26 protein-coding genes and 1 tRNA gene are annotated in these 24773 nt (G+C 52.2%); 13 read left to right on the top strand and 14 right to left on the bottom strand.

The annotated features are described in order from the left end of the window. Positions 1–41 precede the first annotated feature (41 nt). The 3 genes from HMPREF2871_RS05505 (at position 42) to HMPREF2871_RS05495 (ending at position 4821) form a co-directional block, all read left to right on the top strand. Complete coding sequence (locus HMPREF2871_RS05505) at positions 42–3329, top strand: DUF2339 domain-containing protein (protein ID WP_141747917.1); 3288 nt, start codon at positions 42–44, stop codon at positions 3327–3329. Positions 3330–3597: 268 nt separating this feature from the next. Beyond that, entirely contained in the window at positions 3598–3978 is a 381-nt protein-coding gene (locus HMPREF2871_RS05500; protein ID WP_003748129.1) for a putative zinc-binding protein, read from the top strand. Positions 3979–4020: 42 nt separating this feature from the next. Continuing rightward, positions 4021–4821 carry a sulfite exporter TauE/SafE family protein gene (locus HMPREF2871_RS05495; RefSeq protein ID WP_003748132.1) on the top strand — a complete coding sequence of 267 codons (801 nt, stop codon included), beginning with the start codon at positions 4021–4023 and terminating at the stop codon, positions 4819–4821. 52 nt (positions 4822–4873) lie between these two features. On the opposite strand, the gene HMPREF2871_RS05490 is transcribed toward HMPREF2871_RS05495, so the two are convergent. The 3 genes from HMPREF2871_RS05490 to gap form a co-directional block, all read right to left on the bottom strand. Further along, on the bottom strand, positions 4874–5407 hold the full coding sequence (locus HMPREF2871_RS05490) for an SMI1/KNR4 family protein (RefSeq protein WP_049335999.1): 534 nt from the start codon (positions 5405–5407) through the stop codon (positions 4874–4876). Between the two features lie 154 nt (positions 5408–5561). Continuing rightward, complete coding sequence (uvrD, locus tag HMPREF2871_RS05485; protein WP_049335998.1) at positions 5562–7769, bottom strand: DNA helicase II; 2208 nt, start codon at positions 7767–7769, stop codon at positions 5562–5564. Between the two features lie 100 nt (positions 7770–7869). Continuing rightward, positions 7870–8898: a type I glyceraldehyde-3-phosphate dehydrogenase gene (gene gap, locus HMPREF2871_RS05480; RefSeq protein ID WP_049335996.1), complete on the bottom strand. Its 1029-nt coding sequence runs from the start codon at positions 8896–8898 to the stop codon at positions 7870–7872. A 774-nt stretch (positions 8899–9672) separates the two neighbouring features. On the opposite strand from gap, the gene HMPREF2871_RS05470 reads away from it, so the two are divergent. The 3 genes from HMPREF2871_RS05470 to HMPREF2871_RS05465 all read left to right on the top strand — a co-directional run bounded on the left by HMPREF2871_RS05470 (position 9673) and on the right by HMPREF2871_RS05465 (position 11986). After that, positions 9673–11208: a sodium-dependent transporter gene (locus tag HMPREF2871_RS05470; RefSeq protein WP_049335994.1), complete on the top strand. Its 1536-nt coding sequence runs from the start codon at positions 9673–9675 to the stop codon at positions 11206–11208. Next, complete coding sequence (locus HMPREF2871_RS11400) at positions 11208–11300, top strand: methionine/alanine import family NSS transporter small subunit (protein ID WP_036472778.1); 93 nt, start codon at positions 11208–11210, stop codon at positions 11298–11300. The genes HMPREF2871_RS05470 and HMPREF2871_RS11400 overlap by 1 nt, the downstream gene beginning before the upstream one ends. Positions 11301–11608: 308 nt before the next feature. Then, complete coding sequence (locus HMPREF2871_RS05465; protein WP_004518977.1) at positions 11609–11986, top strand: hypothetical protein; 378 nt, start codon at positions 11609–11611, stop codon at positions 11984–11986. 80 nt (positions 11987–12066) lie between these two features. Here HMPREF2871_RS05465 and HMPREF2871_RS05460 read toward each other — a convergent pair whose 3' ends face one another. Both HMPREF2871_RS05460 and HMPREF2871_RS05455 read right to left on the bottom strand, forming a co-directional pair. Then, positions 12067–12762 (bottom strand): LrgB family protein, encoded by a 696-nt coding sequence (locus tag HMPREF2871_RS05460; protein WP_039861867.1) that lies wholly within the window; start codon positions 12760–12762, stop codon positions 12067–12069. Between the two features lie 15 nt (positions 12763–12777). Next, entirely contained in the window at positions 12778–13251 is a 474-nt protein-coding gene (locus HMPREF2871_RS05455; RefSeq protein WP_004518974.1) for a CidA/LrgA family protein, read from the bottom strand. Positions 13252–13265: 14 nt separating this feature from the next. Here HMPREF2871_RS05455 and HMPREF2871_RS05450 point away from each other — a divergent pair, with 14 nt between their 5' ends. From HMPREF2871_RS05450 to HMPREF2871_RS05425, 6 genes are all read left to right on the top strand, one after another. Continuing rightward, positions 13266–14159: a LysR family transcriptional regulator gene (locus HMPREF2871_RS05450; protein WP_049344995.1), complete on the top strand. Its 894-nt coding sequence runs from the start codon at positions 13266–13268 to the stop codon at positions 14157–14159. Between the two features lie 242 nt (positions 14160–14401). Then, a complete protein-coding gene (gene mgtE / locus HMPREF2871_RS05445) occupies positions 14402–15874 on the top strand; it encodes a magnesium transporter (RefSeq protein ID WP_049344996.1) in 1473 nt (490 codons plus the stop codon). Positions 15875–15997: 123 nt separating this feature from the next. Beyond that, the gene (gene thiE / locus HMPREF2871_RS05440) at positions 15998–16615 is read left to right on the top strand and encodes a thiamine phosphate synthase (RefSeq protein ID WP_049344997.1); all 618 of its coding nucleotides are present in this window, start codon (positions 15998–16000) and stop codon (positions 16613–16615) included. 41 nt (positions 16616–16656) lie between these two features. Next, on the top strand, positions 16657–16851 hold the full coding sequence (gene thiS, locus HMPREF2871_RS05435) for a sulfur carrier protein ThiS (RefSeq protein ID WP_049344998.1): 195 nt from the start codon (positions 16657–16659) through the stop codon (positions 16849–16851). A gap of 58 nt (positions 16852–16909) precedes the next feature. Continuing rightward, entirely contained in the window at positions 16910–17203 is a 294-nt protein-coding gene (locus HMPREF2871_RS05430; RefSeq protein WP_049344999.1) for a YciI family protein, read from the top strand. A gap of 53 nt (positions 17204–17256) precedes the next feature. Continuing rightward, entirely contained in the window at positions 17257–18045 is a 789-nt protein-coding gene (locus HMPREF2871_RS05425; protein ID WP_049345000.1) for a thiazole synthase, read from the top strand. A 71-nt stretch (positions 18046–18116) separates the two neighbouring features. Here HMPREF2871_RS05425 and HMPREF2871_RS05420 read toward each other — a convergent pair whose 3' ends face one another. From HMPREF2871_RS05420 to HMPREF2871_RS05380, 9 genes are all read right to left on the bottom strand, one after another. Then, complete coding sequence (locus HMPREF2871_RS05420) at positions 18117–18884, bottom strand: uracil-DNA glycosylase family protein (protein ID WP_049345001.1); 768 nt, start codon at positions 18882–18884, stop codon at positions 18117–18119. Beyond that, on the bottom strand, positions 18878–19321 hold the full coding sequence (rimI, locus tag HMPREF2871_RS05415; RefSeq protein ID WP_049345002.1) for a ribosomal protein S18-alanine N-acetyltransferase: 444 nt from the start codon (positions 19319–19321) through the stop codon (positions 18878–18880). The genes HMPREF2871_RS05420 and rimI overlap by 7 nt, the downstream gene beginning before the upstream one ends. Next, complete coding sequence (gene tsaB, locus HMPREF2871_RS05410) at positions 19318–19992, bottom strand: tRNA (adenosine(37)-N6)-threonylcarbamoyltransferase complex dimerization subunit type 1 TsaB (RefSeq protein WP_049345003.1); 675 nt, start codon at positions 19990–19992, stop codon at positions 19318–19320. Before tsaB ends, rimI begins: the two co-directional genes overlap by 4 nt. A gap of 161 nt (positions 19993–20153) precedes the next feature. After that, a complete protein-coding gene (locus HMPREF2871_RS05405) occupies positions 20154–20828 on the bottom strand; it encodes a glutathione S-transferase family protein (RefSeq protein ID WP_049345004.1) in 675 nt (224 codons plus the stop codon). A gap of 8 nt (positions 20829–20836) precedes the next feature. Further along, positions 20837–21232: a DarG family dialkylresorcinol biosynthesis protein gene (locus tag HMPREF2871_RS05400; RefSeq protein ID WP_049345005.1), complete on the bottom strand. Its 396-nt coding sequence runs from the start codon at positions 21230–21232 to the stop codon at positions 20837–20839. Further along, the gene (locus tag HMPREF2871_RS05395; protein WP_049345006.1) at positions 21233–22399 is read right to left on the bottom strand and encodes a beta-ketoacyl-ACP synthase III; all 1167 of its coding nucleotides are present in this window, start codon (positions 22397–22399) and stop codon (positions 21233–21235) included. Positions 22400–22418: 19 nt separating this feature from the next. After that, positions 22419–22664: a GNAT family N-acetyltransferase gene (locus HMPREF2871_RS05390; protein ID WP_049336668.1), complete on the bottom strand. Its 246-nt coding sequence runs from the start codon at positions 22662–22664 to the stop codon at positions 22419–22421. A gap of 34 nt (positions 22665–22698) precedes the next feature. Further along, positions 22699–23607, bottom strand: coding sequence for a hypothetical protein (locus tag HMPREF2871_RS05385; protein ID WP_004518954.1), 909 nt, complete (start codon positions 23605–23607; stop codon positions 22699–22701). Between the two features lie 308 nt (positions 23608–23915). Next, positions 23916–23991: transfer RNA gene (locus tag HMPREF2871_RS05380), tRNA-Phe, on the bottom strand. A 204-nt stretch (positions 23992–24195) separates the two neighbouring features. Here HMPREF2871_RS05380 and HMPREF2871_RS05375 point away from each other — a divergent pair. Further along, positions 24196–24756, top strand: a complete 561-nt coding sequence (locus HMPREF2871_RS05375) for a hypothetical protein (protein WP_049345007.1) — start codon at positions 24196–24198, stop codon at positions 24754–24756. Positions 24757–24773 lie beyond the last annotated feature (17 nt).

The following is a 24773-nucleotide window of genomic DNA, read 5'->3' as shown; positions in this document are numbered from 1 at the left end:
TTACAATCGGCATATTCTTATTGTTATCAAACAGGTGTTTCATGCAGTTTTTCGGCCTGCTTATTCCTATTATTATCGGCTATTTTGCTGATGAGATGTTCACCGGCGTCATTGTTGGGTCGTTGTTTTGGCTGGTTGCTTGGTCAATCTCGAAACAGCGTCAAGAAGAGCGTTTGGCTGAATCTGCTACGGCAGGCGACAGGATGCAGAAGCTGGAGCAGGAAATCGAGCTGCTGAAACAGCGTTTGTTGGTGTTGGAACATGAGGCTGTCCGTGATGAGGCGAAGGTAGGGCAGGGGCTTGAGGCTCGGGCTGTTGCCGATGTTCAGACGGCCTCTGAGCCGCTTCATGTTCGGGTTGAGCCTGAGGCGGAAGCTGCGCCTGTTAAGCAGAAAATTGAAGAGGCATTTGCTCCTTCTTTTTCTATACCTATTGATCCTGTACCTACCAAGGCTTCTGCTTCGTCTGAGCCTGTTGTGGAAGAAGTTGTCGAGGCGGTTGCTCCGGTTGCTGCTGAACAAGAAGAGCTGCCTAAAGAAGAGGTTGTTGTTGCTTCGATGCCGTCTGAAAACGAAGAGGCTCCATCGCGTCAATTCGTTATCCATAAAGATAAGGTGGAAGGCGGAGAATATAAGTTTTCCGACAATCCGATTGTTGCTTGGTTCTTGCGCGGTAATCCGCTGTTGAAAACCGGTATTGTGGTGCTGTTCCTCGGCTTGGCGTTCCTCTTGCGCTATGCCTCCGAGCGGGTTCATGTGCCGGTGGAGCTGCGTTATTTGACTGTGGCAGGCGCGGGTTTGGCGGCGGTAGTCGGCGGCTGGAAGCTGCAAAGCCGTAAGCGTGAATATGGCTTAGTGTTGCAGGGTTTTGGCGTGGCGGTAATGTATTTGACGGCATTGGCGGCGTTGAAACTGCATCCGCTGCTGCCTGTGTCGGTCGTGTTCGGGCTGATGGTGGCGATGGTTGTGCTGATGGCGTGGCTGGCGGTAAGGCAGAATGCGCAGATTATGGCGCAGGTTGCTTTAATCGGCGGTATGGCCGCGCCTTTGCTGACTTCAGACGGCAGCGGCAATTATTTGGTGCTGTTTTCTTATCTTGCCCTACTCAATGCCGGTGTGGCCGCGATTGCTTGGTTTAAGGCATGGCGTCCGCTGAACCTGACGGGCTTTGTCGCTACTTTTGCGATTGCCGCGCTGTGGGGCATGCGAAGTTATACGCCGCAACATTTCTCCACTACCGAGCCTTTCTTGATTTACCACTGGCTGCTCTATACCTTTATCGCGTATCTGTTCGCACGCCGTAAGCTGACGGAAAATAGCGAAGACGGCGTTACGCCGATTGCCGACAATGCGACTTTGGAAGAAATCGGCAAGAGTATTTATACACACGGCCTGCGCGTTCATGTCCTCGACCATACTTTATTGTTTGGCACGATGGCGGCAGCGTTTGGCCTGCAATACCGCATGGTGGAGCATTGGCCGTCTGCAGATGCGCTTTCCGCATTGGGTTTTGCCGCTGTTTACGGACTGGCCGCGCTGTTGCTGAAACGTCAGCAGGGGCTGTATATTTTGCGTCAGGCGTTTTTTGCGTTGGCGTTGTTGTTCCTCACGATTGCCGTTCCGCTTTATTTTGAACCGAGCAATACGGTCATTTTGTGGAGTGCCGAATCCGCACTGGTTTATTTCTTAGGTCTGCGCCAACAGCGTCCGCATATCCGTTTGGGTGCGCTGATGGTTTATCTCTTGGCGGCACTGATTCAGTTGGGCAATTATCAGGGCTTCGGCACGGATACCGTTCTGGAAGGGCAGTGGTTTACAACGGTTGTGGTGTTGCTTGGCGGAGCAGCGATTTACTTGCTGTGGTATTTCTTGCGTCGCGAAGGTTCGGCGCAATGGGAAAAATCCGTTCAGACGGCCGTGTTGTCTGCCGCCTTGCTGTACATCTCTATTTTGCCTTTGCTTTTCTTGGCCGACCAAGGCAGCATTGTCGCTCTCTCCGCTTTGGCGGCGGCGTGGGCATTCTGCCGGCGCAAACATGAGCCGAATGTGTTTATCACATTTGTCTTGGGCAATGTATTGTTCGCCCTGTTGCTGCAATCCAGCATCATTTATGAATCCCAAGGCTTCCTGAGTCATCTGTACCTTATTGCCGCTACGCCTTTGCTTTTTGCGGCTGCCTACGCGCTGCAATATCCACGCGTGCCGGTTAACACTGAAAAGCCGGAAGGAAACGAGGTTTACTTTGCGCAGGTTTCAGGCTGGATCATCCTGCTTACTGCGTTGGCAACAGGCAGCTACGCCCTCTATATGCAATGGACAGGCGAGGAAACCCTGTTTATCGAGTTGTGGATGTGGCCGATATTTGCCAGCTTGCTGCTGTTTGCAAAACGTTTGAAATGGGAAGAGCTGTTGCAGGCAAACTTGGCATTCCTGCCCGTGTTTGCCCTGCATTTCGTCTTCTATCATACCGAACACGCATGGACAGCCGCCGCAGCCTTGCCGCTTGCCGCCGCTACCGTGTTGAACTTCATTATTTTGAACAACTATCCGCGCCATGATCTGATTTGGTTGCACAAACTCAATATCACGATACTCGGCGTACTTTGGACGCTTTGGACGGCGCTGTATGTCGGCTGCCTCCTCTCCGGCGTTTGGTCGCAGCTCTCATGGCTGGTTGTACCTTTGGCGATGTGGATTGTTTTCCATACGCAGCGCCAACGTGGATTTTTCAGACGGCATCAAGCCATTTATCAGCATTTTGCTATGCTGTGGTGCGCCCTTGCCGCTGCCTGTTGGATGCTGTGGACCAACTTCTCCACGCCGTTCCAACCTTCGCCGTTGCCGTATATTCCCGTGCTCAATCCGGTGGAACTCGCTAGCGCCGGTATGCTTTGGTTTGCACTGAAATCCCTGCCCGAAGCCTTGCCGCCCGACCTTCGCCGTACCACGGCAACCACAGTTTCCGCCTTGGCATTTATACTGATCAGCGCAGGCGTGATGCGCGTATGGCATTTCTACGACGGCATCACTTGGCGTCTTGACATCATGCTCCAATCCTTCGGCCTGCAAGCCAGCCTCTCCGTCGTTTGGGCGGTAACCGCCATCATCTTGATGGTACTCGGCAACCGCCGCAAACAGCGTTCCTACTGGATGACAGGCGCGACGCTGATGGGCATCGTAGTCGTCAAACTCTTCCTGATCGAGCTTTCCAACAGCGGCGGTATTGAGCGCATTGCCTCCTTCATCATCGTCGGCTTACTGCTGCTTCTGGTCGGCTGGTTTGCACCCGTTCCGCCCAAAGCAGAGAATGATGGCGAACCTAAAGCCTAATTATTAATCTCAAATAAAAAGGCCGTCTAAAAAAGCAGCGTTATCTGTTTTCAGACGGCCTTTATTTTTTAGAAGGTGCAATCTGCTTTGTTCTAGAATGTCTAATCGTATTGAGTTATGATGCCTTTTAATATGTAAATGGATAAGCCATAGGCAGTCTGAAAAAACGGGTGCAACCCGAATACCCACATACCACGCATGATGCGCCCGACAGACTGACCATGGGTGGACATATAAAGATAAAAACCGCTACCGAAGGAAATAGAAAATGCCTAACCGCAATGAGCTTCCCTTAATTTATTCTTGTTCCGGATGCTCCGATGTGGCGCAGCTGGCCAACAACACTGCCGTGGCGCTCGACCATGCCGGAGAATTTGAAATGTCGTGCATTTCCGGTGTGGGCGGCAAAGTCGCGCCGTTGGTGCGCAAAGCGCAGTCCGGACGGCCGATGTTGGTTATTGACGGCTGTCATCTGCATTGTGCCAAATCGTGTTTGGAAAATGTGGGCGTCGAAATCCCGGAAGGGCATCATGTAAAACTATACGAACTGGGCTACAAAAAACGCTTTGGCAAAAGCTATGACGAAGCTACGGTAGAAGAAGTTTATCAATATGTTTTGACGAAGAAGGGCGATGTATTGAGCAGTTAATAACTTTTAATAACAAAGAATTTAATCAAGAGGAAACAATCCATGGAACAATTATTTATTCCCGGCAGCATTATTGCCGATTATTTTTATCTCGGCCTTTTCTTGCTGGTTGCCGCGTCTTTGATTGCGGGCTATGTCGATGCTATTGCGGGCGGAGCCGGGCTGATTTTGATTCCCGCATTTTTGATGGTAGGTTTACCGCCTCAGGTCGCGTTGGCACAGGAAAAATTGGTTAGTACCATCGGTACGGTGGCTGCGATTAAAAATTTTATGAAGAGCAGTTCGATTGTATGGCATATTGTGCCGGTTGGCATTGTTGCGGCTTTAATTGGGGCATTTGTCGGTGCAAAAGTCATTTTGATTCTTCCGGTGGAAACCATCAATTACATTATTCTTGCGTTTTTGCCCATAGGCTTGCTGGCAACTTTGTTTAAAGGTGTTTTGCTGAAAAAAGAAGACGAGCGTGGCGAGATAAAAAAATCCGTTATCGCCGTATTTTTAACTTGTCTGATTGTTGGTTTTTATGACGGTTTTTTTGGCCCGGGTACAGGTAGTATTTTCATCATTGCTTTGTTTGTCATTAACAAATTGTCGTTGTTGCAGGCTTCGGCTACTTCCAAGATTTTCAATTTTGCTTCTAACATCGGGGCATTTGTTGCCTTCTTGATAGCAGGGAAAATGGCGTTCCTAATCGGAATCCCGATGATTTTGGCAAATTTGTTGGGCAACCATTTTGGCAGCCTCCATGCTATCAATTCAAACGGAGAAGTTATTCGTAAGGTTTTGGTCGTAACGGTTTTGCTGATTATCGTTTCAATGGCATATAAGGCTTTTTCGGCTTAATAGGTAGATGTTAAAAGGCCGTCTGAAAAATTTTCAGACGGCCTACTTTTTATTAGTTATCTAAAAACTCATCTTCATGCCGCAAGTTGCGGATAAAGGTTTCGAAATTGGGGGCAAGTTCGATTATTTCAAAATCCCATTCTTGTTCGACAAGCACCACTTTCGGCTCGCCGTCTTTTCCACACTCTCGATAGTCCAAGGCAAACAGGGCATGACCTCCTGACGGGTCGGTGGCCAAATACACGCCGATAGGCGGATACTCCCATTCTTCCAACCAAAGTTTTTGCCCCATCGCGCCGCACAAACTCCCTTCTTTTTCAAAACCGATTCCCGACATCTCGCAAATTTGCACATGATCTTTCGCCCACGAATTTTTCTGCGTGGTCGGAAAGCAGTTTTTAACAAATATCCCGCCGTTTTGTACTGCCATCAATTCAATAAAACTTTGCGGCAATTTATAGCCTAGCTCACTTTCTACGGCAGCCAAAATTTCAGGGGTAAATGGGGCTTCTTTGTAGTTTTCATCTGCCCAACTATTAGTTTTCCATACGGAGGACAAATCAAAATCTTTAAAAACTTGGGACATAATGTTCTTCCTTATTGATTTCAGCTATAAACAGGGGTTAGGTATCTATACCCAACTTTTATCGTCCGTCATTCCCGCCTGCGCGAGAATGACGGCGGAGGTTTGGGAAAAATTTGCTGTTACCGGATTCAGACGGCCTATGCCATCTTCCTTTTCACATCTCTTCCAATTTTGCAAACTTGGTGTCCAACTCTTTCACGCCCTGTTTGCCGAAGTTGATGGTCAGTCGGGCGGATTCGCCTTTGTCCACGGCATCGATGATGACGCCGGTGCCGAATTTGGCGTGGCAGACGTTTTGGCCGATGCGGAAGCCTGCGTAGGTTTGCGGCTGTTTGAAGTCGTCGAGGATTTTGTCTTTGAACGTGGCGGTTTGGCGTGTGTTGCCGTAGCTGTCGTAGACGGGTTTTTTGACGGACAGGTAGTGCAATACTTCGGGCGGGATTTCTTCGACGAAGCGGGAGACGATGCCGAATTGGGTTTGTCCGTGCAGCATGCGTTGTTGCGCCATGGTGATGTAGAGGCGTTTACGGGCGCGGGTGATGGCGACGTACATGAGGCGGCGTTCTTCTTCGAGGCCGCCGCGTTCGGCGAGGCTCATTTCGCTGGGGAAGCGGCCTTCTTCCATGCCGGTAAGGAAGACGGCGTTAAATTCCAAGCCTTTGGAGGCGTGGACGGTCATGAGTTGGACGGCTTTTTCGCCTGCGCCTGCTTGGTTTTCGCCAGACTCGAGGGCGGCGTTGCTTAGGAAGGCGAGGATGGGGAAAGCGGGGTCGTCTGAAATGTTTTCAGGAAGGGTTTCAAAGTTGCTGTCTTCGGGTTTGAACTCGATGGCGGCGTTGACGAGTTCGTCGAGGTTGTCGAGACGGTCTTGGTTGTCGCCTTTTTGGGTTCGGTAGTGTTCGGTCAGGCCGCTGTCTTTGAGGATGCCGACGATGATTTCGGACAGGGGCAGTTGTCCGACTTGGTTGCGCAGGGCTTCAATCAGGCGGACGAAGGCGGCGATTTTGGTGGCTTTTGCGCCGGCGTTGCAGGCTGCCTGCCAGAGGGTGATGCCTTGTTCGTTTGAGGCCGTCTGAAGGTTTTCGATGGTGCGTGCGCCGATGCCGCGCGGTGGGAAGTTAATCACGCGCAAGAGGGCGTTGTCGTCGTCGGGGTTGACGGCGAGGCGCAGGTAGGCGAGGGCGTGTTTGATTTCTTGGCGTTCGTAAAAGCGCAGGCCGCCGTAGATTTTGTAGGGGATGCCGCTGCGGAACAGGCTTTGTTCGATGACGCGGGATTGGGCGTTGCTGCGGTAGAGGACGGCGATTTCGTCCAAATTCCAGCCTTCGCGTTCGAGGGCTTTGGTTTCGTCCACGATGAATTGGGCTTCTTCGAGGTCGGTAAAGGCGGAGTAATAGCGGATTTTGTCACCTGCTTCGGCGTCGGTGCGCAGGTTTTTGCCGAGGCGTTCGTCGTTGTTTTCGATGACGGCGTTGGCAGCGGCGAGGATGTTGCCGACGGAGCGGTAGTTTTGTTCGAGTTTGACGGGCGCGTCGATGTGGAATTCTTCCATCAGCGCGGTCATGTTGCCGACGTTTGCGCCGCGGAAACGGTAGATGCTTTGGTCATCGTCGCCGACGGCAAAGACGGCGGCATTGTTGCCGGCAATCAGTTTCAGCCATGCGTATTGCAGCTTGTTGGTGTCTTGGAACTCATCGACCAGAATGTGATTGAAGCGGTTTTGGTAGTGTTGGCGCAGGATTTCGTTGTTTTGCAGCATTTCGTAGCTGCGGAGCATGAGTTCGGCAAAATCGACCACGCCTTCGCGTTGGCAGATTTTGTCGTATTCGGCGTAGCACTCAATCATGCGGCGTGTGTGCGGATCGGGCGCGCTCAATACGGAAGCGCGCAAGCCAGATTCTTTTTGCGCGTTGATAAAGCCTTGCAGCGAACGCGGTGCGATGATTTCTTCGGCGATGTTGAGGCTTTTGAGCAGGCGTTTGATGAGGGAAAGCTGGTCGCCGCTGTCGAGGATTTGAAAGGAAGAGGGCAGGCCTGCGTCGCGGTGGTGCAGCCGTAGAAAGCGGTGGCAGAGACCGTGGAACGTGCCGAGCCACATGGCGCGGACGTTGACGGGAATCATTGCGCCCAAACGTGTCTGCATTTCTTTGGCGGCTTTGTTGGTAAACGTTACCGCCATAATGCTGTGTACGCTGGCTTGTCCGCTTTGCAAAAGCCATGCGATACGCGTGGTCAGCACGCGCGTTTTGCCGCTGCCTGCGCCTGCCAAAACGAGGGCGGATTGAGGCGGCCAGGTTACGGCGGAGAGTTGTTCGGGATTTAAGCCTTGCAGGAGGTTGGGGGCGGATTCGTTGGGAAACATGAAGAGGCCGTCTGAAAATAAATGGGAATGCGATATTTTAAAGGAAATACAAAAGGCCGTCTGAAAAGATGTTTCAGACGGCCTTTGTGTTGGAAGCCAATTAGAACGGACGTACTTCCAAACCGAACATACGGCGCGCGGTGTTCAGCATTTGGCAGCTGAAGCCCCACTCGTTGTCGTACCATGCGAACACTTTAACCATTTTGCCTGCGGTTACTTTGGTCAGCGTAGAGTCAAATGTGCTGGCTTGGGTAGTGTGGTTGAAGTCCATGGAAACCAGCGGCAGGGTATTGTAGGCCAATACGCCTTTCAGACGGCCTTCTTCGGAAGCGGCTTTCATCAGCGCGTTGATTTCTTCGGCGGAAGTGTCGCGGCCTGCTTGGAAGCTCAGGTCAACCAGGGAAACGTTGACGGTCGGTACGCGGATGGCGAGGCCGTCGAGTTTGCCTTTCAGGTCCGGCAATACCAAACCGACGGCTTTTGCAGCACCGGTTTTGGTCGGAATCATGTTTTCCACGCCGCTACGCGCACGGCGCAGGTCTTTGTGGCGTACGTCGGTTACGGTTTGGTCGTTGGTCAGCGCGTGGATGGTGGTCATCACGCCGTTTACGATGCCGATGTTTTCGTTCAATACTTTGGCCACGGGTGCCAGGCAGTTGGTGGTACAAGACGCGTTGGAGATAACGGTCATGTCGTCGGTAATCACGTCGTCGTTTACGCCGTAAACGATGGTTGCGTCAACGTCATCGCCGCCGGGAGCGGAAATCAGCACTTTTTTCGCGCCGCTTTCCAAGTGGATTTTGGCTTTCTCTTTGCTGGTGAACGCACCGGTACATTCCATTACCAGGTCAACGCCCAATTCGCCCCATGGCAATTCGGCAGGATTGCGGGTGGAGAAGTAAGGGATTTTTTTACCGTTGATGATGAGGTGTTTTTCATCATGGGAAACATCGGCGTCAAAGCGGCCGTGAACAGTGTCAAATTTGGTCAGGTGGGCGTTGGTCTCGATGCTACCGCTGGCGTTGATGGCAACGATGTCGAGTTGGTCTTGCAGTTTGTAGTCGAAAATAGCGCGCACTACTTGGCGGCCGATGCGGCCGTAACCGTTGATGGCAACTTTGATACCCATGGCTTTTCCTCTTCTTTTGGGTTTGGGTTGTGGATTGAATGGCGGCAATTATAGCAAAAATGTAGTGCTGTGTAATTAATGTTTTATTGAAATTTTTTGGTTTGATTATTTTTGATTGTAGATGATTAGAGTAGAAATACAGGTTTAAATTTAATGTTGTTTAATATTTTTTGAAATTTTATTTTTACTAATTCCATATTTTGGTGTTTTATGTCTGTTTTGAATCATGGTAATGAAGAAAACGGGAAAAGGCGGATTGTTTTTGTTTATATTAAACGGAATTTTGGGACGGTTTCTTGATTACAACATGCAACAGTGAAATTTTCAGACGGCCCGGATTGGACGGAAGGAAAACAGGCCGTCTGAAACATTTTGATGACGGGGGATTTGAATGCGTTGGGTTGCCGCTTTTCCTTACGGGATAAGGGAAAGGCGGTTTGCGGCGAGGGCGGTTGTCAGTGGGAAGGGGAGGGAAAAACGGGGCTTGGGTGTTGCGTTTGGCTTGTATATAAAGAAGTGTATGAAGATTTTAGTCGTAGTGCATGAAGATTTTCCTTGCGATTTTAATGCAATACTGACTTGCCAACAGTGTTAAATTTTTTTACGATAAGGTCAGATTATGTTTGCATGGTCATAAGCGGTGCATTCTCTATACCGGATATTATCCTTGTCCGAATATCTACTTTAACCGACCGGTTTGTCCGGCCTGATTCCTAAATATATACGCGCAAGGCTCAACGGCCTTGGCGACACTCGACTTTTAAGAGGTTCATCGTGTCAAATTCTCAATCCAGCGAACGCGCGACGTTTAGCAGTCGCCGCGCCTTTATGTTTGCTGCCATCGGCTCGGCCGTGGGCTTAGGCAACATTTGGCGATTCCCTTACATCGCTTTCGACAACGGCGGCGGTGCTTTCGTCCTCCCTTACTTGGTTGCGCTGTTGACGGCAGGTATTCCGCTGTTGCTGCTCGACTACGCCATCGGCCACCGTTACCGCGGCTCGCCTCCTCTGGCCTTCCGCCGCCTCGGCCGTTTGTTTGAGCCGATGGGTTGGTGGAACTTCCTGACCAACGTCATCATCTGTATCTACTACGCCGTGATTGTCGGCTGGGCGGCAAGCTATGCCTATTATTCTTTGACTTCGGCATGGGGTGCGGATCCGCAGGCATTCTTCTTCAAAGATTTCCTGCAAATGGCTGATGCCAAAGACTTGGGCTTGGATTTTGTCGGCAAAGTTGCCGGTCCGTTGATTGCCGTGTGGGTGTTTACGCTGGCGATTATGGCTTTGGGCGTACAAAAAGGCGTAGCCGGTGCATCCACATTCTTCATGCCTTTGTTGGTGGTAATGTTTGTCATCATGGTGGGCATTGCGCTGACTCTGCCGGGTGCGGCAAAAGGTTTGGACGCTTTGTTTACGCCTGACTGGAGCCGCTTGGCGGATCCGAAAGTCTGGGTAGCCGCATATGGTCAGATCTTCTTCTCGCTCTCCATCTGCTTCGGCATCATGATTACTTATTCTTCTTACCTGAAGAAAAAAACCGACTTGGGCGGCACCGGCTTGGTTGTCGGCTTTGCCAACAGCAGCTTTGAGTTGCTCGCCGGTATCGGCGTATTTGCCGCATTGGGCTTTATGGCTCAAGCCGCAGGCAAAGAAGTCAGCGAAGTGGCATCCAACGGTATCGGCTTGGCGTTTATCGCGTTCCCGACCATCATCAACCAAGCGCCGATGGGCGCGTTGATCGGCGTGTTGTTCTTCGGCTCGCTGGTGTTTGCCGGTGTAACTTCTATGATTTCCATCGTTGAAGTAATTGTGGCTGCAATTCAAGACAAAATGAACATCGGACGTGTCAGCGCAACGTTGATTGCTGGCGTTCCCATGGCGATTATTTCCACCTTGCTGTTCGGTACGACCACCGGCCTGCCTGTGTTGGACGTATTGGACAAATTCATCAATACTTATGGCATTGTGGCTTCCGGTTTTGTTTACGTTTTGGCGATTGTCTTGTTGAACAAGCTGCCGGAACTGCGTAACCACTTGAACGCGCTGTCTTCCATCCGTGTCGGCAAAGTGTGGACAGCCAGCGTGGTGGTTACCGTCGCCATGCTCGGCTATATGCTTTATCAGGATACTGCCGGCCTCCTAAAAGAGAATTACAGCGGCTATCCTGACAGCTTCCTCAATATCTTTGGTTGGGGCATGGTGGGCGCCATCCTCGTATTGTCGGTCTTGCTGTCATTCTTGCCGTGGGAACACGGTCAGGGCTTCAACGTCAAAGACGAACATGAACACGAACGTGAAGGAGACGAATAATGAGTACTTCAGCCATTATTATGATGCTTGTCGCATTGATCGTCATTTGGGGCGGATTCATCGTCTCCGTCCTGCGCCTGCCTAAAGAATAAGGTTTGAGCAAATGAAAAGGCCGTCTGAAAGTCATTTTTCAGACGGCCTTTTTGTTACATAGCAAGGGACGGAAGAGGGGGAATCATCTTGGTGGACGGCATGTGCGAGATTTTTAATAATGGATGACCGGGTATGATGTATAAATTATATCTATTTGTTTTAAAAAGATTTAAATACGATTATCGTGTTAATAAACCGTTGTTCCCTTCAATCTTTGCCCGCTGTTTTCTTTGTTCTAGAATAGAGTCCGCAATGCCTTTTATGAGGCATTAGGTACAGTATCCGTTTATTTGTTAAGGAGAATTTCATGGCTAAAGTACATCAACCAAGTAAAGAAAGTGATTCTGAAGATTTTGTTATCCGCCTCGATCCGCGCGAGTGGGACGGTACTTTTTCAGGAGAAGGCAAAGGGCCTAATGATGGCTATGACGATGATCATATCATCCGCCTTGATCCGCGTGAGTGGGAAGGTTTTGAGCCTGCACAGCCGGCCGCGAAGCCGATATTGGAATCCAAAGCTTTCGATGGAGATGAGCTTTTGAGCCGTGAGTTTGGTGAGGCTGATCCTCTTGATTCTTCTGCTGGTCTTTCCTCAGACAATGCGACCTATTCAAACAATGGTACAGGTTCATCTGCGTTGGATACCATTCATGATTTAGCAGAGGCTTCTATTTTCAAACTGTAATCGTTCCATAATATAAAAGGCCGTCTGAAACCGATATGTGTTTCAGACGGCCTTTTTGTGTATGGTCATCGGGACGAAGCCTAACTCATCATCCAAATTACCAAATGCACCATGGTTGGGCCAAACAATACCATAAACAGTCCGGCCAAAATCATGGTCAGGCTGGCCATTACGCCTTCAGTTTCATGGCGTTGTCCGGCGCGCGATGTGCCGAAGCCGTGGGCGGCATTGCCGAATGCCACGCCGTTGGCGGTACGGAAGCGGATACGGGTGAAGGCTAAAAACAGGTCGCCGAATATCATGCCGACAAAGCCAGTGATGATGGTGAACAGGGAAACGAGCGAGGCTGAACCGTGGATTTCGCTGGCGAGGACGACGGCAAACGGCGTGGAGATGGAGCGCGCCATTAGGCTGTTGGTTACTTCGTTGTTGAAGTGGAACATATGGCTCATGAGGAATGCGCTGACTACGCCGACAAACATGCCCACCATAATGGCGATGGAGAGGATGGGCAGCTGGCGGCGGATGACTTCGCGGTTTTCATAAATGGGGACGGCAAAGGCAACGGTAACCGGAGTGAGCAGGAAGACGATGCCTTGGGTATATTTGTGGTAGGTGTCGTAATTGACGCCGAATGCCAGCAGCAGGAGGATGGTGCTGACGGAGACGGTAACGACGGGGGAGAAAATCATTAAGGGTTTTTTGCGGTGGATTTTTTTGGCAACGACATAGGCAAAGCAAGTCCAGATGAAGCAGGCGAGGGCAGTGTAGTCCATTTTTATTCTCTATTTTTAGGAGTGGAGTTTTTTGTAGAGGCGGCGTTTCCAGCGGTAGCAGAAATCGAGAGTCAGGGCGGTGCTGATCATCACGAGCGCGGTGCCGACGGCGATGGTCAAAATCAGCTGCCAACCTTCGGACATCAGCAGGTCTTGATATTGCAAGACGGAAACCATGATGGGGATGAAGAAAAAGACGAGTTCGCCCAATGCCCATTTTGCGCCGCGATCAACCATGCCCGGGCGGATGATGCCGAGCCCTAAAAGGGCGAGCATGAGGAACAAGCCCAATACGCCTGAAGAAACAGGCAGATGCGTGAAGCGGACGATAAGGTCGGAGACGCCCCATACTGCGCCGATGATGGCAAGCTGCAAGGCCGTCTGAAAAAATCTGGTGAGGGAATCCATGATATGGGTGTGTGTTGAATGAAAGGCTTGATTATAGAAACCTAATTTCTGCATAATATGAATTATTAAACGAATAATCATGCCTTAGAGGAATAATGGATTTCAAAAGCCTGCATTGTTTTGCCGAACTCATCCGCCTGCAAAGTTTTTCGGCCACGGCTTCCGCGTTGAATTTGACGCAGCCGACGGTCAGCAAAATCATCCAGTCTTTGGAAGAAGAATTGGGCGTGCCGCTTTTGTGCAAAGAAAACGGACGTAAAAAGCGGCAGGTGCAGCCGACAGCAATCGGCGAAGAAGTCTATCGCCACGCTTTAAACCTTTTGCATGAACGCGATTTATTACTTGCCCGCATTGACGATTACCGCCATGTCAAAAGCGGGACGCTGCGTTTGGGTTTGGCCTTATTCGGCAGCGATTTGCTCAGTCATGCGCTGTTTGATTTCCACCAAAAATGGCCGGACATCGAATTGTCGTTTTTGGAACAAGGTTCGCTCGCCATCGAGCAATCCCTGCGCAACAACGAACTCGATGCCGGACAACTGCTCGCGCCGGTTCACGAAGACTTCGACAGCATTACTTTGTGCGACTATCCGCTGGTTGTTTTGATGCCGAAAAATCGGGCGAGACACGATGCGCTGACACTTAAAAGCCTGCAATACGAGCCCTTCATCCTTTTCGGTGCTGGCTTTTCCCTCAATGAAACCATTCAGACGGCCTGCCGCAATCAAGGTTTTACGCCCAACGTTGTCTGCCGTACCGGACAATGGAATTTGGTCGCCGACATGGTGGCGCACAATATGGGCATTGCCTTGTTGCCCGAATACTATGCCCGAAAAATTAATCCTGATGTCTTTGCCGCCATTCCTTTGGTCGAACCTGAAATCCGCTGGCAGCTCACCATGGCATGGAAAAAACACCAACGCCCGACGCCGGCTTTAAGGGCTTGGTTGGACGTGGTCAGGGAAGCGTTTGGCAGGCGGAACAAATAAAATCAAATCATCAGGCCGTCTGAAAAAGGGGATCGATATCACCCGATTTCAGACGGCCTTCCCCGTTAAAAATGGTAAAACGGCCCAAAAAAGAGTAGAATATGCACTGTTTGCAACTCTTCGCCTCTCAGTAGGCTTGAATTATGGACCTTCCCAGTTCGCCTTTGAACTTCCCATCTGATACACAACAACAATAATCATCCCGCCGAAATGCCTTCCCGCGTCCGGCGGGCGGAGCATTTATGAGCATCGAACAAACCCCTCCGAATCTCGACAATACCCCCGACAATGATGTGGTAGAAGACCGCATTTCTGACGATCGCATCTCTGACGATATCGACCGCATCCACGCCTTATGCGAAGTCCTCGAGCCGGCCTTTGAACAAATCGAAGCCGGTGTGCCGATTGAAGATGAAAGCCTGCGCGACAAGTTCACAGAGCTGACCGTCCTCTTGGCCGAGTTGCACCCTGCCGACGTGGCCGCCGTCTTGGAATCCCTGCCACCGCGCGAGCGTAACATCGTTTGGCTTTTGGTCGCCCCTGAAGACGACGGCGAAGTCTTGCTGGAAGTATCCGACTCCGTACGCGAAATGCTGATCGAGTCCATGGATAAAGACGAGCTGTTGGCCGCCGTCGATGATTTGGACGCAGACGAATTGGCAGAACTGGCAGACGACTTGCCGCACCAAGTGGTGTACGAAGCGCTGCAAACGCGTGATGAAGAAGAGCGCGAGCAGGTCAAAGCGGCGATGTCTTACGCAGACAACCAAGTCGGCGCGATTATGGACTTTGAATTGGTCAGCATCCGCGCCGATGTGACGTGTGAGGTCGTGTTGCGCTACTTGCGCCGTTTCGACAGCCTGCCCGACCATACCGATAAGATTTTCGTGGTCGATGAAAACGACGTGTTGCAAGGCGTGCTGCCCATCCGCAAACTCTTGGTCGCCGATCCCGAAGACATGGTGGCAGACGTGATGGCCACCGAAGTCGTGCGCTTTCGTCCGGAAGACGACGTGGAAGAAGCGGCGCAGGCGTTTGAACGTTATGACTTGGTAACTGCGCCGGTTGTTGATGAAAATAAAAAGCTGATCGGCAGGATCACCATTGACGAAATGGTGGACGTGATCCGTGAAGAATCCGAAGCCGACATGTTGAACATGGCCGGTTTGCAAGAAGAAGAGGACTTGTTCGCCCCGATTTTGGACTCGGTGAAAAACCGCTGGATGTGGCTCGCCATCAACCTGTGTACCGCCTTTATCGCCAGCCGCGTGATTGGCGCATTTGAAGGCAGTATCGAGAAAATCGTCGCACTGGCCGCGCTGATGCCCATCGTCGCCGGTATCGGCGGCAACTCTGGCAACCAAACCATCACCATGATCGTCCGCGCCATGGCGATGGGGCAAATGACCAGCACACAGGCAGGCCGCCTGCTGAAAAAAGAAGTTGGCGTCGCCCTCGTCAACGGCATTATTTGGGGCACGGTCATGGGCGTGATTTCATGGCTGCTCTATGGCAACATCGGCATCGGTTTGGTCATGGTGGCCGCGATGACCTTGAACCTTTTGCTGGCCGCGACCGTCGGCGTCCTTATCCCCGTCATGATGGACAAAGCCGGACGCGACCCGGCATTGGGCAGCTCAGTGCTGATTACCGCGGTTACCGACTCCGGCGGCTTCCTGATTTTCTTGGGATTGGCAACCATGTTCCTGTTGTAATAGGAAAAAAGGACGTGTTCGATACGTCCTTTTCAAACCGTTTAAAAGGCCGTCTGAAAACAAATATTATTCAGACGGCCTTTTCTGATAATATAACAACGAATTATTCCTTTCGGAGCTGTCATGACCTTCCCGCCACTCAAATCCCCCCTGAAATTTTACGCCGTTGTTCCCACTGCTGACTGGGTCGAGCGCATGGTCAAAGCAGGTGCCGACACGGTGCAACTGCGCTGTAAAATCCTGCATGGCGACGAGTTGAAACGCGAAATCGAACGTTGCGTCGCCGCCTGTCAAAACAGCGCAACCCAGCTTTTCATCAACGACCACTGGCGTGAAGCGATTGCCGCAGGTGCATACGGCATACATCTCGGGCAGGAAGACATGGACACCGCCGACCTCGCCGCGATTGAAGCTGCCGGTTTGCGCTTGGGCTTGAGTACGCACTCCGTCGCCGAACTCGACCGCGCTTTGTCCGTACACCCCAGCTATGTGGCCAGCGGCGCGATTTTCCCGACCACGACTAAACAAATGCCCACCGCCCCGCAAGGTTTGGATAAACTGCGCGAATACGTCAGACAGGCGCGCGGCACGCCCGTCGTTGCCATCGGAGGCATCGATTTGAACAACGCTGAAGATGTGCTGGCAACCGGCGTTTCCTCCCTCGCTGTCGTCCGCGCCGTTACCGAAGCGGAAAATCCCGAAGCGGTGGTTAAAGCGTTTCAGGCTTTGTGGAATGAATGAGCCGTCTGAAAATAAGAAGTCTGACAAGAGGAGCAAACATCATGAAGATTATATTGAACAATGAAACCATCACATTAAACGGCACAACCGTTGCCGACCTTATCGCCCAAACCGCGCCGCAAAAACCGTTTGCTGTTGCCGTCAATACCCATTTTGTCGCCAAAGGTGCGTATGCGGAAACGCTGTTGAACGAAAACGATAAAGTGGACATCGTGCGCCCCGTAGTCGGCGGATAAGCGGTTTTACTGCGCGTATGGCTGCGCTATTGGTTTAATGATTAGAAAAGGAAAAGAAATGTTTATCGTATCGTTGGAATATGTGAAAGACTTGGCTGCGGTTGAAACCTACCTGTCTGAGCATATTGCGTATCTCGAACGGTATTATCAAGAGGGTGTATTTGTTATGTCTGGACGCAAACAGCCGCGGACAGGCGGCGTTATCCTGATGCAAGCATCAGGCAGGGAACAGGTGGAAAAGTTAATTGCAGAAGACCCGTTTCACCGAGAAGGCGTAGCGAAATACACGATTACCGAGTTTATTCCGACTAAAGTCGCCGAAGGACTTGAAAACTATTTGGAAACTATCTGAAGATTTTTCAGAAGGCTCTTGCCCTAAAAAATAATATTACAAAGGAATCCATCATGTTTACCCTATATGGAGAAACTTTCCCTTCACGGCTGCTGCTCGGTACGGCTGCTTATCCGACGCCGGAAATCCTCAAGCAGTCTGTCCAAATTGCGCAACCGGCGATGATTACCGTTTCGTTGCGTCGTGCCGGCAGCGGCGGCGAAGCGCACGGGCAGGGTTTTTGGTCGTTGTTGGAAGAAATGGGCGTACCTGTGTTGCCCAATACCGCAGGCTGTCAAAGCGTGCAGGAAGCTGTGACCACTGCGCAAATGGCGCGCGAAGTGTTTGATACCGATTGGATCAAGCTCGAACTTATCGGTGATGATGACACATTGCAGCCCGATGTGTTCCAACTGGTCGAAGCGGCGGAAATCCTGATTAAAGACGGCTTCAAAGTGCTGCCTTATTGCACCGAGGATTTGATTGCCTGCCGCAGACTGCTCGACGCAGGCTGTCAGGCGTTGATGCCGTGGGCGGCGCCGATTGGCACAGGTTTGGGCGCTGTTCATGCGTATGCGCTGAAAGTCCTGCGCGAACGCCTGCCCGACACGCCGTTGATTATTGATGCCGGTTTGGGTTTGCCTTCGCAGGCGGCGCAAGTGATGGAATGGGGTTTTGACGGCGTGTTGCTGAATACCGCCGTTTCCCGCAGCGGCGATCCGGTCAATATGGCACGCGCTTTTGCACTTGCGGTCGAGTCGGGTTGTCTGGCTTATGAGGCGGAACCTGTGGAGGCGCGTGAGAAAGCGCGCGCCAGTACGCCGACGGTGGGTCAGCCTTTCTGGCATTCGGCAGAATATTGATAAACATTAGGGCGTGTCGAACACGCCCTTTTTTGTTGGTGAAAAACCTGATTTCAGGTTGAACAGAATGTTCAGACGGCCTTGATCAAAAGCTGTTTCAGTGGCTTTAAGATTTGCCATGCCTGCGCTTTGAGTTGCGGCTGCATCAGTAGGCGGGCAGGGTGGGGAATGACGAAATGCGGCCGCTCTGCGCACAATTCGTTCATCAGTCCGATCATGTCGGGGCTGTCGAAGATTTTGCCGAGGAACAATACTGCGCGCGCTTGCGAAGCGGTCAGCTCGTTTTGCATTTCGGCAAGCTCGGCGCGGATGTGTTCGGCATCGGGCAGGGCGGTAAATACGGGTGCGGTTTTGACCCATGCGGTTTTGTGCGCCTGATCGGGCTTGAGGCCGATGGCGGCGAGGATGTTGTCGAGAAGCGTGCCGACGTCGCCGCTAAACAGCGTACTGTGCAGGCTGTCTTCGGTGGACGGGCAAATGCTGATCACCATGATTTCAGACGGCCTGATGGTTACGTCAAGACGGGGTAGATTGTCTGAATGCGCGGCTTTTTCTGTTTTTGCCGGTGTTTCGGCAATGGCTTTGGGTGCCGCTTCGGGAACGCGGACAGCCGGTTTGGCCGTTTGCGCAGTAGCGATGGCGGCAGTGCGTGCCTGATGGGCGCCTGCGGATAAAGTACGCACGGCTTGCGCGGTATCGGCAGCAATGGTTTTGGGGCGGACGGGTGCGGCTGATGCTGCGGCTTGAGGCGCGGCATGGATGATTTTGGCGTTTTGGTTCAGCCACATCGGGCCCAAGCCCAAGGCTTCGTGCAGGTGCAGGTAGCGGCTGCTTAACATGATTTCTCCATCAATACGGCATCTTCGCTGCCACCGTCGGGCAGAGCGTAGTAGTTTTTGCGGCGGCCGCAGGTTTGGAAGCCGTGTTTGCGGTAGAGCTGTTGCGCGGTTTCATTGCTTGCACGGACTTCGAGTAGCAATCGGGTTGCGCCTTGCTGTTGCACTGTGTTTTGCCAGTGTTGCAGCAGGGCGGACGCAATGCCTTGGCGGCGGTATTCGGGCGCGACGGCAATCAGGTGCAGCTCGGATTCGTCAAACACGGTTTGCCACACGATAAAGCCGGTAATTTGGTGGTCGGTCTGGCTGAGCCAAATGCTGTCGGGATGGTGTTGAACGGCTGATTCAAACTGCTGCGCCGTCCACGACGAAGGATTGCCTTGTGCGTCGATGGCGGCAAGGGTGGGGCAGTCGGCAAGTACGGCTGGGCGCAGGTTCACGGTTTGGCCTTTTGTTGGGCTTGCTCTTGCGCGGTCAGGGCAATTTTGTTGCGGACGTAGAGCAGCTCGGCGTGTGCCGCATCGGTGGCAACATAGCGGCCGCTGCGGGCAAGTTTAAGATAGTCGGCAGCGGTCGGCATATCGGCTTGACCGTCAAAAGGCGGTTTGTCGGCGAGGGCAAAGGCATTGCCGATGCCGCCGCTAGGCGTTTTGCCCTCGGGCGCGGTAATGGCGGCGGCTTTGCCAACCGTGTAATCGCTCAAGCGGACGTGGTTTTGCGTATCAAACCATGCGTAGAACACTTCGCCCATACGCGCATCGGTGGCCGCCAGTACGCAGCTGGATGGCGGCAGCAGCGAAGCGGCGGCATCGAGGCAGGGAATGCCGATCATGGGCGTGTCAAACGGTGTGGCCAAACCTTGTGCAACCGCCGCGCCGATACGCAGGCCGGTAAATGCGCCGGGGCCCTGTGCATAAACGATGCAGCCCAAATCGGCGGCCGTGATGCCCGCTTCTTTAAAGAGGCGTTCGATTTGCGGCAGGATTTGTTCGGATTGCTTGGTGCCGACGTTTTCGTGAAACAGGCGGATTTCGCCTTGATGTTCCAATGCGATGGACAGAAAGGATGTGCTGGTGTCGATGGCAAGAGTCGGGCGGTTGTCGGTTGGCATGGTGTTATTTTTTAGAAGGATATGGGGTGCCATTATAGTGGAACGGCGAGGGGGAACAAAGCATTCGGGCGGCGCGTTGGTAAAACACCGTTTGCCGCAAAGCTATTCGATAAGAGAACCAAGGTTTCAGGCCGTCTGAAAACGTTTCAGACGGCCTTGTTTTATTTGTCGAGTTTCAATAAAGGCGAACCTGCTTTTTCAACGGCGCGGCGGTAGGCTTCATGCGCTTCGATACGTTGCAAATAAGCGCGGATATTGGGGTAGTCGGCAAAATCGAAGCGGTCGGCCGCGGCTTGCAGCGGATAGCTCATCATGATGTCGGCACCGCTGAGGCTGTTGCCGAGCAACCATTCGCGGTTTTCCAACTCGCTATTGATGTGGGCAAGATGCAGGGCGGCTTGCGGATGGATAAAGCTGCTTTTGACGCTGCCGCTGATTTTGCGGGCAATCGGTTTGACGAAAAACGGCATGGGTGCGCTTTCAATCCGGCGGAACACCAGTCCGAGCAACAATAACGGCATCAGTGAACCTTCAGCGTAATGCAGCCAGCGTTGATATTGCCAGTATTCGCGGCTGCCGCGTTCGGGCATCAGACGGCCGTTGCCGTAGGTTTGAATCAGATAGTCGGTAATCGCGCCGCTTTCCGCCAAGATAAAGCCGTCATCATCCAATAAAGGCGATTTGCCCAAGGGATGGATGGCTTTGAGTTCGTCAGGGGCGAGTAAAGTGTCGGAATGACGGCGGTAGGTTTGCAGGCGGTAGGGCGTACCGAGGATTTCAAGCAGCCAAACGATGCGCAGAGCGCGGGATTGCTCGAGAGAATGTAGGGTAATCATGAGGGACTTTAAATATCGGTTTGTTTGAGGCCGTCTATGCTGATTTGGCAGGCATCGGCGTATTTTTGCAGGGTTTTGGCCGGTAGTTTGGCGAATACTTCGGGACGGAAATGCCGACGAAGCTGCCATTTCCATACGCCTGCCGCCATGGCCAAGCCGGTTTCATCATAACGGCAGCGGAACATATGGTAGTACAGCGGCGAATATTCGCCTTTTTCGACAGCTTTGCGTGCGGCCTGCGTTTGGGCATCGAGTTCGCACACCGCCATTTCGGTGGCGTAGGCTTCGTCCTGCCAACCGTTGCTGGTGGCCGCTTCATAGTGGCCGTCGCGGGTGCCGTAGATGACTTTGCGGTGGCCGTGGTAGCTGGCGCTGTTGTCTTGAGGGATGTCGTCAATCTTCATTCAGACAGCCTTTACTGCTTCCAAAAGCATGAAACATGTTGAAAAGCGTCCGCTTTCCGGAACGTAACACAGGATTTTTTGGCCGTACTCGATGGGGAAAGTGCGCATAAATTCTTCAAGGATGATGTAAATCGAGGCCGAACCCGTGTTGCCCTTGCTGTGCAGATTGGTAAACCATTTTTCCTGCGGAATGTCGAAGCCGATGTTTTTCAGGCCGTCTGAAAGGCGGTCGCGGAAAAAGCCGGAAGAGTAGTGGGGCAGGAACCAATCGATTTCTTCGGCGCGGATGCCGTGTTTGGTGGCGATTTGGGAGAGGGGTTTTTCCACTGTATAGCGGACGATGTTTTCGTTCAGCAGTTTGACGTCCTGCTTGACCGCCATCAGGCTGTGGCGGCGGCTGTAATCGGCATCGGCGTGTTTCCAGCCTTCAAATACGCCGTCGCGGAATTCTGCGCCGGCATACATGCAGGGCGGCATTTCGTTGGCGTAGGAAAGCAGGTCTATCCAATGGATTTTCAGGCTGAGGCAGTCTGAATTGGGGCGGTCGGACAGATACACCGCGCCTGCGCCGTCAGACAGCATCCAGCGCAAAAAGTCTTTTTCAAACCCGATTTCGGGGGACGCGTTTTCCAGTTTTTTATGGTCGGTTTCGCTTTGGAACACTTCGCCGCGCATGACCGCCGAGGCGTTTTCGGAAGCAACGGAAACTGCATGTGCGTGTTCGCCGGTACGCACGGCGTTGTAGGCGTGTTTCATCGCCGCCATACCTGCCGCGCATACGCCTGCCATGCTGAACACTTCGCAAGGCGGCATATCCAGCAAACCATGCACCATCACGCCGTGTCCGGGCATGGTTTGGTCAGGGTAGGAAGTGGCGCACGCCAGGCTGCCGATGGCTTCTGCCGCAACGCCTTGGGCAAACAGGCCGTTGACCGCTTCGGCGGCCAATTCGGCATTGGTGTGCGTCGTGCGGCGGCTTTCGGGGTCGATGGCGTAATGGCGCGACAAAATGCCGTTGGAGCGCAAAATCATACGGCGCACGCGTGAAGGCACATCGCCTGCCATGCCGAGGACGGCTTCCATTTCGTCATTGCCGACAGGGGCGTTGGGCAAAAAGGCAGAAACGCGGTTGAGATAAACGTCTTTGAGTGTGTTATTCGATGTCATGATGTGTTTGTCAAAATAATCAACCGATAAACCGCGCCGCGTAGTCGCAGCTTGCAGTCAACGGGATGTGTTGTGTTTCGGCGTATTCCATCAGCGCGTCCACCAGCAGTTTGGCAATGCCGCGATGACGGAAGTTGGGCGAAACCTCGGTATGGTTTACGTCCCAGCCGCCGTTGTGTTCGGTATAGCTGATATAGCCTGCTTCCAAACCGTCAATGTCGATTTGAAAGCGACGGCGTTCGGGGTAGTGGATAACTTCGGGCATGATGGATTCCTGGTTTGAGGCCGTCTGAAAAGTATTATCTGCCTGACGGTTGCGCATAATAGTCCGCCAGCTTTTTCAGACGGCCTTTGAGCAGTGGATGCAGCAGTTTTTTCAAAATTACGCTGACGGGTAAAACTACCAAAATCATCGCCAATAAAAAGACGATGTAGAAGCACAGCAGCGCACGGCGCAAAAGTGGAGAAATACGGCCTGCCGCCATCAAAAGCTTGCCCCAGACGAAGAAGCTGCGGCCGGCGGCGCGTTCGCTGAAAATCAGTTTTTCATTCACTGTCACCGCGCCCATGTTTTGAAACAGGGTTTCGTCCAAAGGCTGTTGGTTTAACAGTGCATCGCGCAATTTCGCACCAAACCGCGCCGCATCCGCCAATTCTTCTTCAGCAATGCCGGCGGAGGGCAGGGAGCGGAAATAGCGTTTGTCGCCGGTCAGCATCCAGGCGGGCGTGGTAATGAAACTGGCCGCGCTGTTGCAGGCATCGATTTTTACGATGTTGCCGATGAGTTTGGCGCCGTTTTGTTTCAGCAAAGATTTCATTTTCTCTTGCGCGCCCAGCCACATATTGCGGCAGCCGATAAGCGTGATGACCGGTTTGCCGTCCAGCAGGCGGTGCGTTTCTTCGCGTTGCAAAAAGGCGGTCATCGGTTGCGAAGGGGAGAGGAACCAAACGGTGTAGGCAATGGCCACCACATCGTAATTTTCGGACGGAATGTGCGGCGGCAGAATCGGGGCGGGTTTTAAATGGACGGTTTCAGGAAAGGTATCGAAAAAACGCCAAAACGGCCACGGAAACGGAAACGCCTGCTCCGGTACGATATTGACGCAATCGACCTGTATGCCGGCTGTTTGCAACGGCGTGGCAAAATTTCGCGCCAGGCTGGAGAGCTGCCCCGTTTGCGAGTAATGCACAATCAGCACTTTTTTCATTATCTTCCCTGCAATGAGTAAGTTATGGTTGGTTTGGACGGTATTATATAGTAAACCGACCGGCCTTGAACTTTATTCATATTCAGTATGTTCGCGAAGGTTTCAGCCGATTTGGATGGAAGCGCCGTATTCTGTCGGAATGGGGCGGTAAAGCGGATTTTTATGCCATGCCAACATGAACAACGGCCGTCTGAAAATTTTCAGACGGCCTTGTGTGGAAATCGGGACGCATGGTCTGGAATGGGATTTGCGCTAAGTATGGCGTGCAAATCGTATAGATAAAAAAATAACCGCTTCAATGCGGTTGGTGGTGGCCAGAGGCGGAATCGAACCGCCGACACACGGATTTTCAATCCGTTGCTCTACCAACTGAGCTATCTGGCCTTCGCGTGTTTCGTTGCGAGATGTGAATTAAACCAAATTTCGTTGCCTTGTGCAAGTATTTGTAGGCTTTATTTTTGAGGCGGTAAATTAAGATTTTGTTTTGTATTGAATTATTTTTCGTTTTAATTGGCGGTTTTTAGGTTTGCCGGTTTGATTTTCAGACGGCCTAAGATACAATCGGCTTTTTTGCTTTGGATTTATGCCATGCTGTATGTGTTTGTTCGTGATATGTGGGATGTTTTGCGTTTGCGCTATCGTTCGCCGGAGACGTATTTGTATTCGCCTTTGGTGATGGCGGCGGTGCTGCTGCTGTTGGGTGTGGTGAACGCGGCCAGCATGTCGCCTTTGTTTGGCAGTGGCGCGGCGGCGGTTTGTCTGTCGGTGATTTTGGTAATTGTGAAATGGTTGGTGTTGAGCCGCTCGATGCGCAAGGTGCTGCATTATTACGGTGCGCCCCGGCTGCCTTTGTGGGGCTTTATTTTGGTGTCTGAGGCTTTGCTGCTGCCGCTGTTGCTGGTGTTGTATGTGCCGGCGTTGGCTGCGTTTGCGCTGTTGTGGCAGGCTTGGGTGTTTGTGGTGCAGGTACGCGGTTTGATGTGGATGGGAAATGCGACGCTAGGCCGTGTTTTGGTGGGCTATCTGTTGTATGGTATCGGCGTGCTGTGTGTGGGTACGGTGATTCTGATGCTGTTTATTGCCGCCGGTTGGTTGGATATGGAAACGTTGAATCAAAACCTGCAGGTGTTGACGTCTGCCCGTCAATAATTAATGAAAATTGAAAG

Source organism: Neisseria sp. HMSC067G12 (assembly GCF_001812725.1).
GTDB lineage: Bacteria > Pseudomonadota > Gammaproteobacteria > Burkholderiales > Neisseriaceae > Neisseria > Neisseria perflava.
The sequence above is the reverse complement of the archived record's forward strand: the minus strand, read 5'-3'. Positions and strand labels throughout refer to the sequence as shown.

Bases quoted from the DNA above. Each gene is read 5' to 3' on its own strand.
- HMPREF2871_RS05400 (WP_049345005.1), bottom strand. From the start codon at position 21,232: ATGAAGATTGACGACATCCCTCAAGACAACAGCGCCAGCTACCACGGC.
- HMPREF2871_RS05390 (WP_049336668.1), bottom strand. From the start codon at position 22,664: ATGCCCGAAGTTATCCACTACCCCGAACGCCGTCGCTTTCAAATCGAC.
- thiE (WP_049344997.1), top strand. From the start codon at position 15,998: ATGACCTTCCCGCCACTCAAATCCCCCCTGAAATTTTACGCCGTTGTT.
- HMPREF2871_RS05450 (WP_049344995.1), top strand. From the start codon at position 13,266: ATGGATTTCAAAAGCCTGCATTGTTTTGCCGAACTCATCCGCCTGCAA.
- HMPREF2871_RS05385 (WP_004518954.1), bottom strand. From the start codon at position 23,607: ATGAAAAAAGTGCTGATTGTGCATTACTCGCAAACGGGGCAGCTCTCC.
- uvrD (WP_049335998.1), bottom strand. From the start codon at position 7,769: ATGTTTCCCAACGAATCCGCCCCCAACCTCCTGCAAGGCTTAAATCCC.
- gap (WP_049335996.1), bottom strand. From the start codon at position 8,898: ATGGGTATCAAAGTTGCCATCAACGGTTACGGCCGCATCGGCCGCCAA.
- HMPREF2871_RS05460 (WP_039861867.1), bottom strand. From the start codon at position 12,762: ATGGACTACACTGCCCTCGCCTGCTTCATCTGGACTTGCTTTGCCTAT.
- HMPREF2871_RS05465 (WP_004518977.1), top strand. From the start codon at position 11,609: ATGGCTAAAGTACATCAACCAAGTAAAGAAAGTGATTCTGAAGATTTT.
- thiS (WP_049344998.1), top strand. From the start codon at position 16,657: ATGAAGATTATATTGAACAATGAAACCATCACATTAAACGGCACAACC.
- HMPREF2871_RS05375 (WP_049345007.1), top strand. From the start codon at position 24,196: ATGCTGTATGTGTTTGTTCGTGATATGTGGGATGTTTTGCGTTTGCGC.
- HMPREF2871_RS05430 (WP_049344999.1), top strand. From the start codon at position 16,910: ATGTTTATCGTATCGTTGGAATATGTGAAAGACTTGGCTGCGGTTGAA.
- HMPREF2871_RS05490 (WP_049335999.1), bottom strand. From the start codon at position 5,407: ATGTCCCAAGTTTTTAAAGATTTTGATTTGTCCTCCGTATGGAAAACT.
- HMPREF2871_RS05500 (WP_003748129.1), top strand. From the start codon at position 3,598: ATGCCTAACCGCAATGAGCTTCCCTTAATTTATTCTTGTTCCGGATGC.
- HMPREF2871_RS05495 (WP_003748132.1), top strand. From the start codon at position 4,021: ATGGAACAATTATTTATTCCCGGCAGCATTATTGCCGATTATTTTTAT.
- HMPREF2871_RS05455 (WP_004518974.1), bottom strand. From the start codon at position 13,251: ATGATTATTCGTTTAATAATTCATATTATGCAGAAATTAGGTTTCTAT.
- tsaB (WP_049345003.1), bottom strand. From the start codon at position 19,992: ATGCCAACCGACAACCGCCCGACTCTTGCCATCGACACCAGCACATCC.
- HMPREF2871_RS11400 (WP_036472778.1), top strand. From the start codon at position 11,208: ATGAGTACTTCAGCCATTATTATGATGCTTGTCGCATTGATCGTCATT.
- HMPREF2871_RS05505 (WP_141747917.1), top strand. From the start codon at position 42: ATGCAGTTTTTCGGCCTGCTTATTCCTATTATTATCGGCTATTTTGCT.
- mgtE (WP_049344996.1), top strand. From the start codon at position 14,402: ATGAGCATCGAACAAACCCCTCCGAATCTCGACAATACCCCCGACAAT.
- HMPREF2871_RS05395 (WP_049345006.1), bottom strand. From the start codon at position 22,399: ATGACATCGAATAACACACTCAAAGACGTTTATCTCAACCGCGTTTCT.
- HMPREF2871_RS05420 (WP_049345001.1), bottom strand. From the start codon at position 18,884: ATGTTAAGCAGCCGCTACCTGCACCTGCACGAAGCCTTGGGCTTGGGC.
- HMPREF2871_RS05425 (WP_049345000.1), top strand. From the start codon at position 17,257: ATGTTTACCCTATATGGAGAAACTTTCCCTTCACGGCTGCTGCTCGGT.
- HMPREF2871_RS05405 (WP_049345004.1), bottom strand. From the start codon at position 20,828: ATGATTACCCTACATTCTCTCGAGCAATCCCGCGCTCTGCGCATCGTT.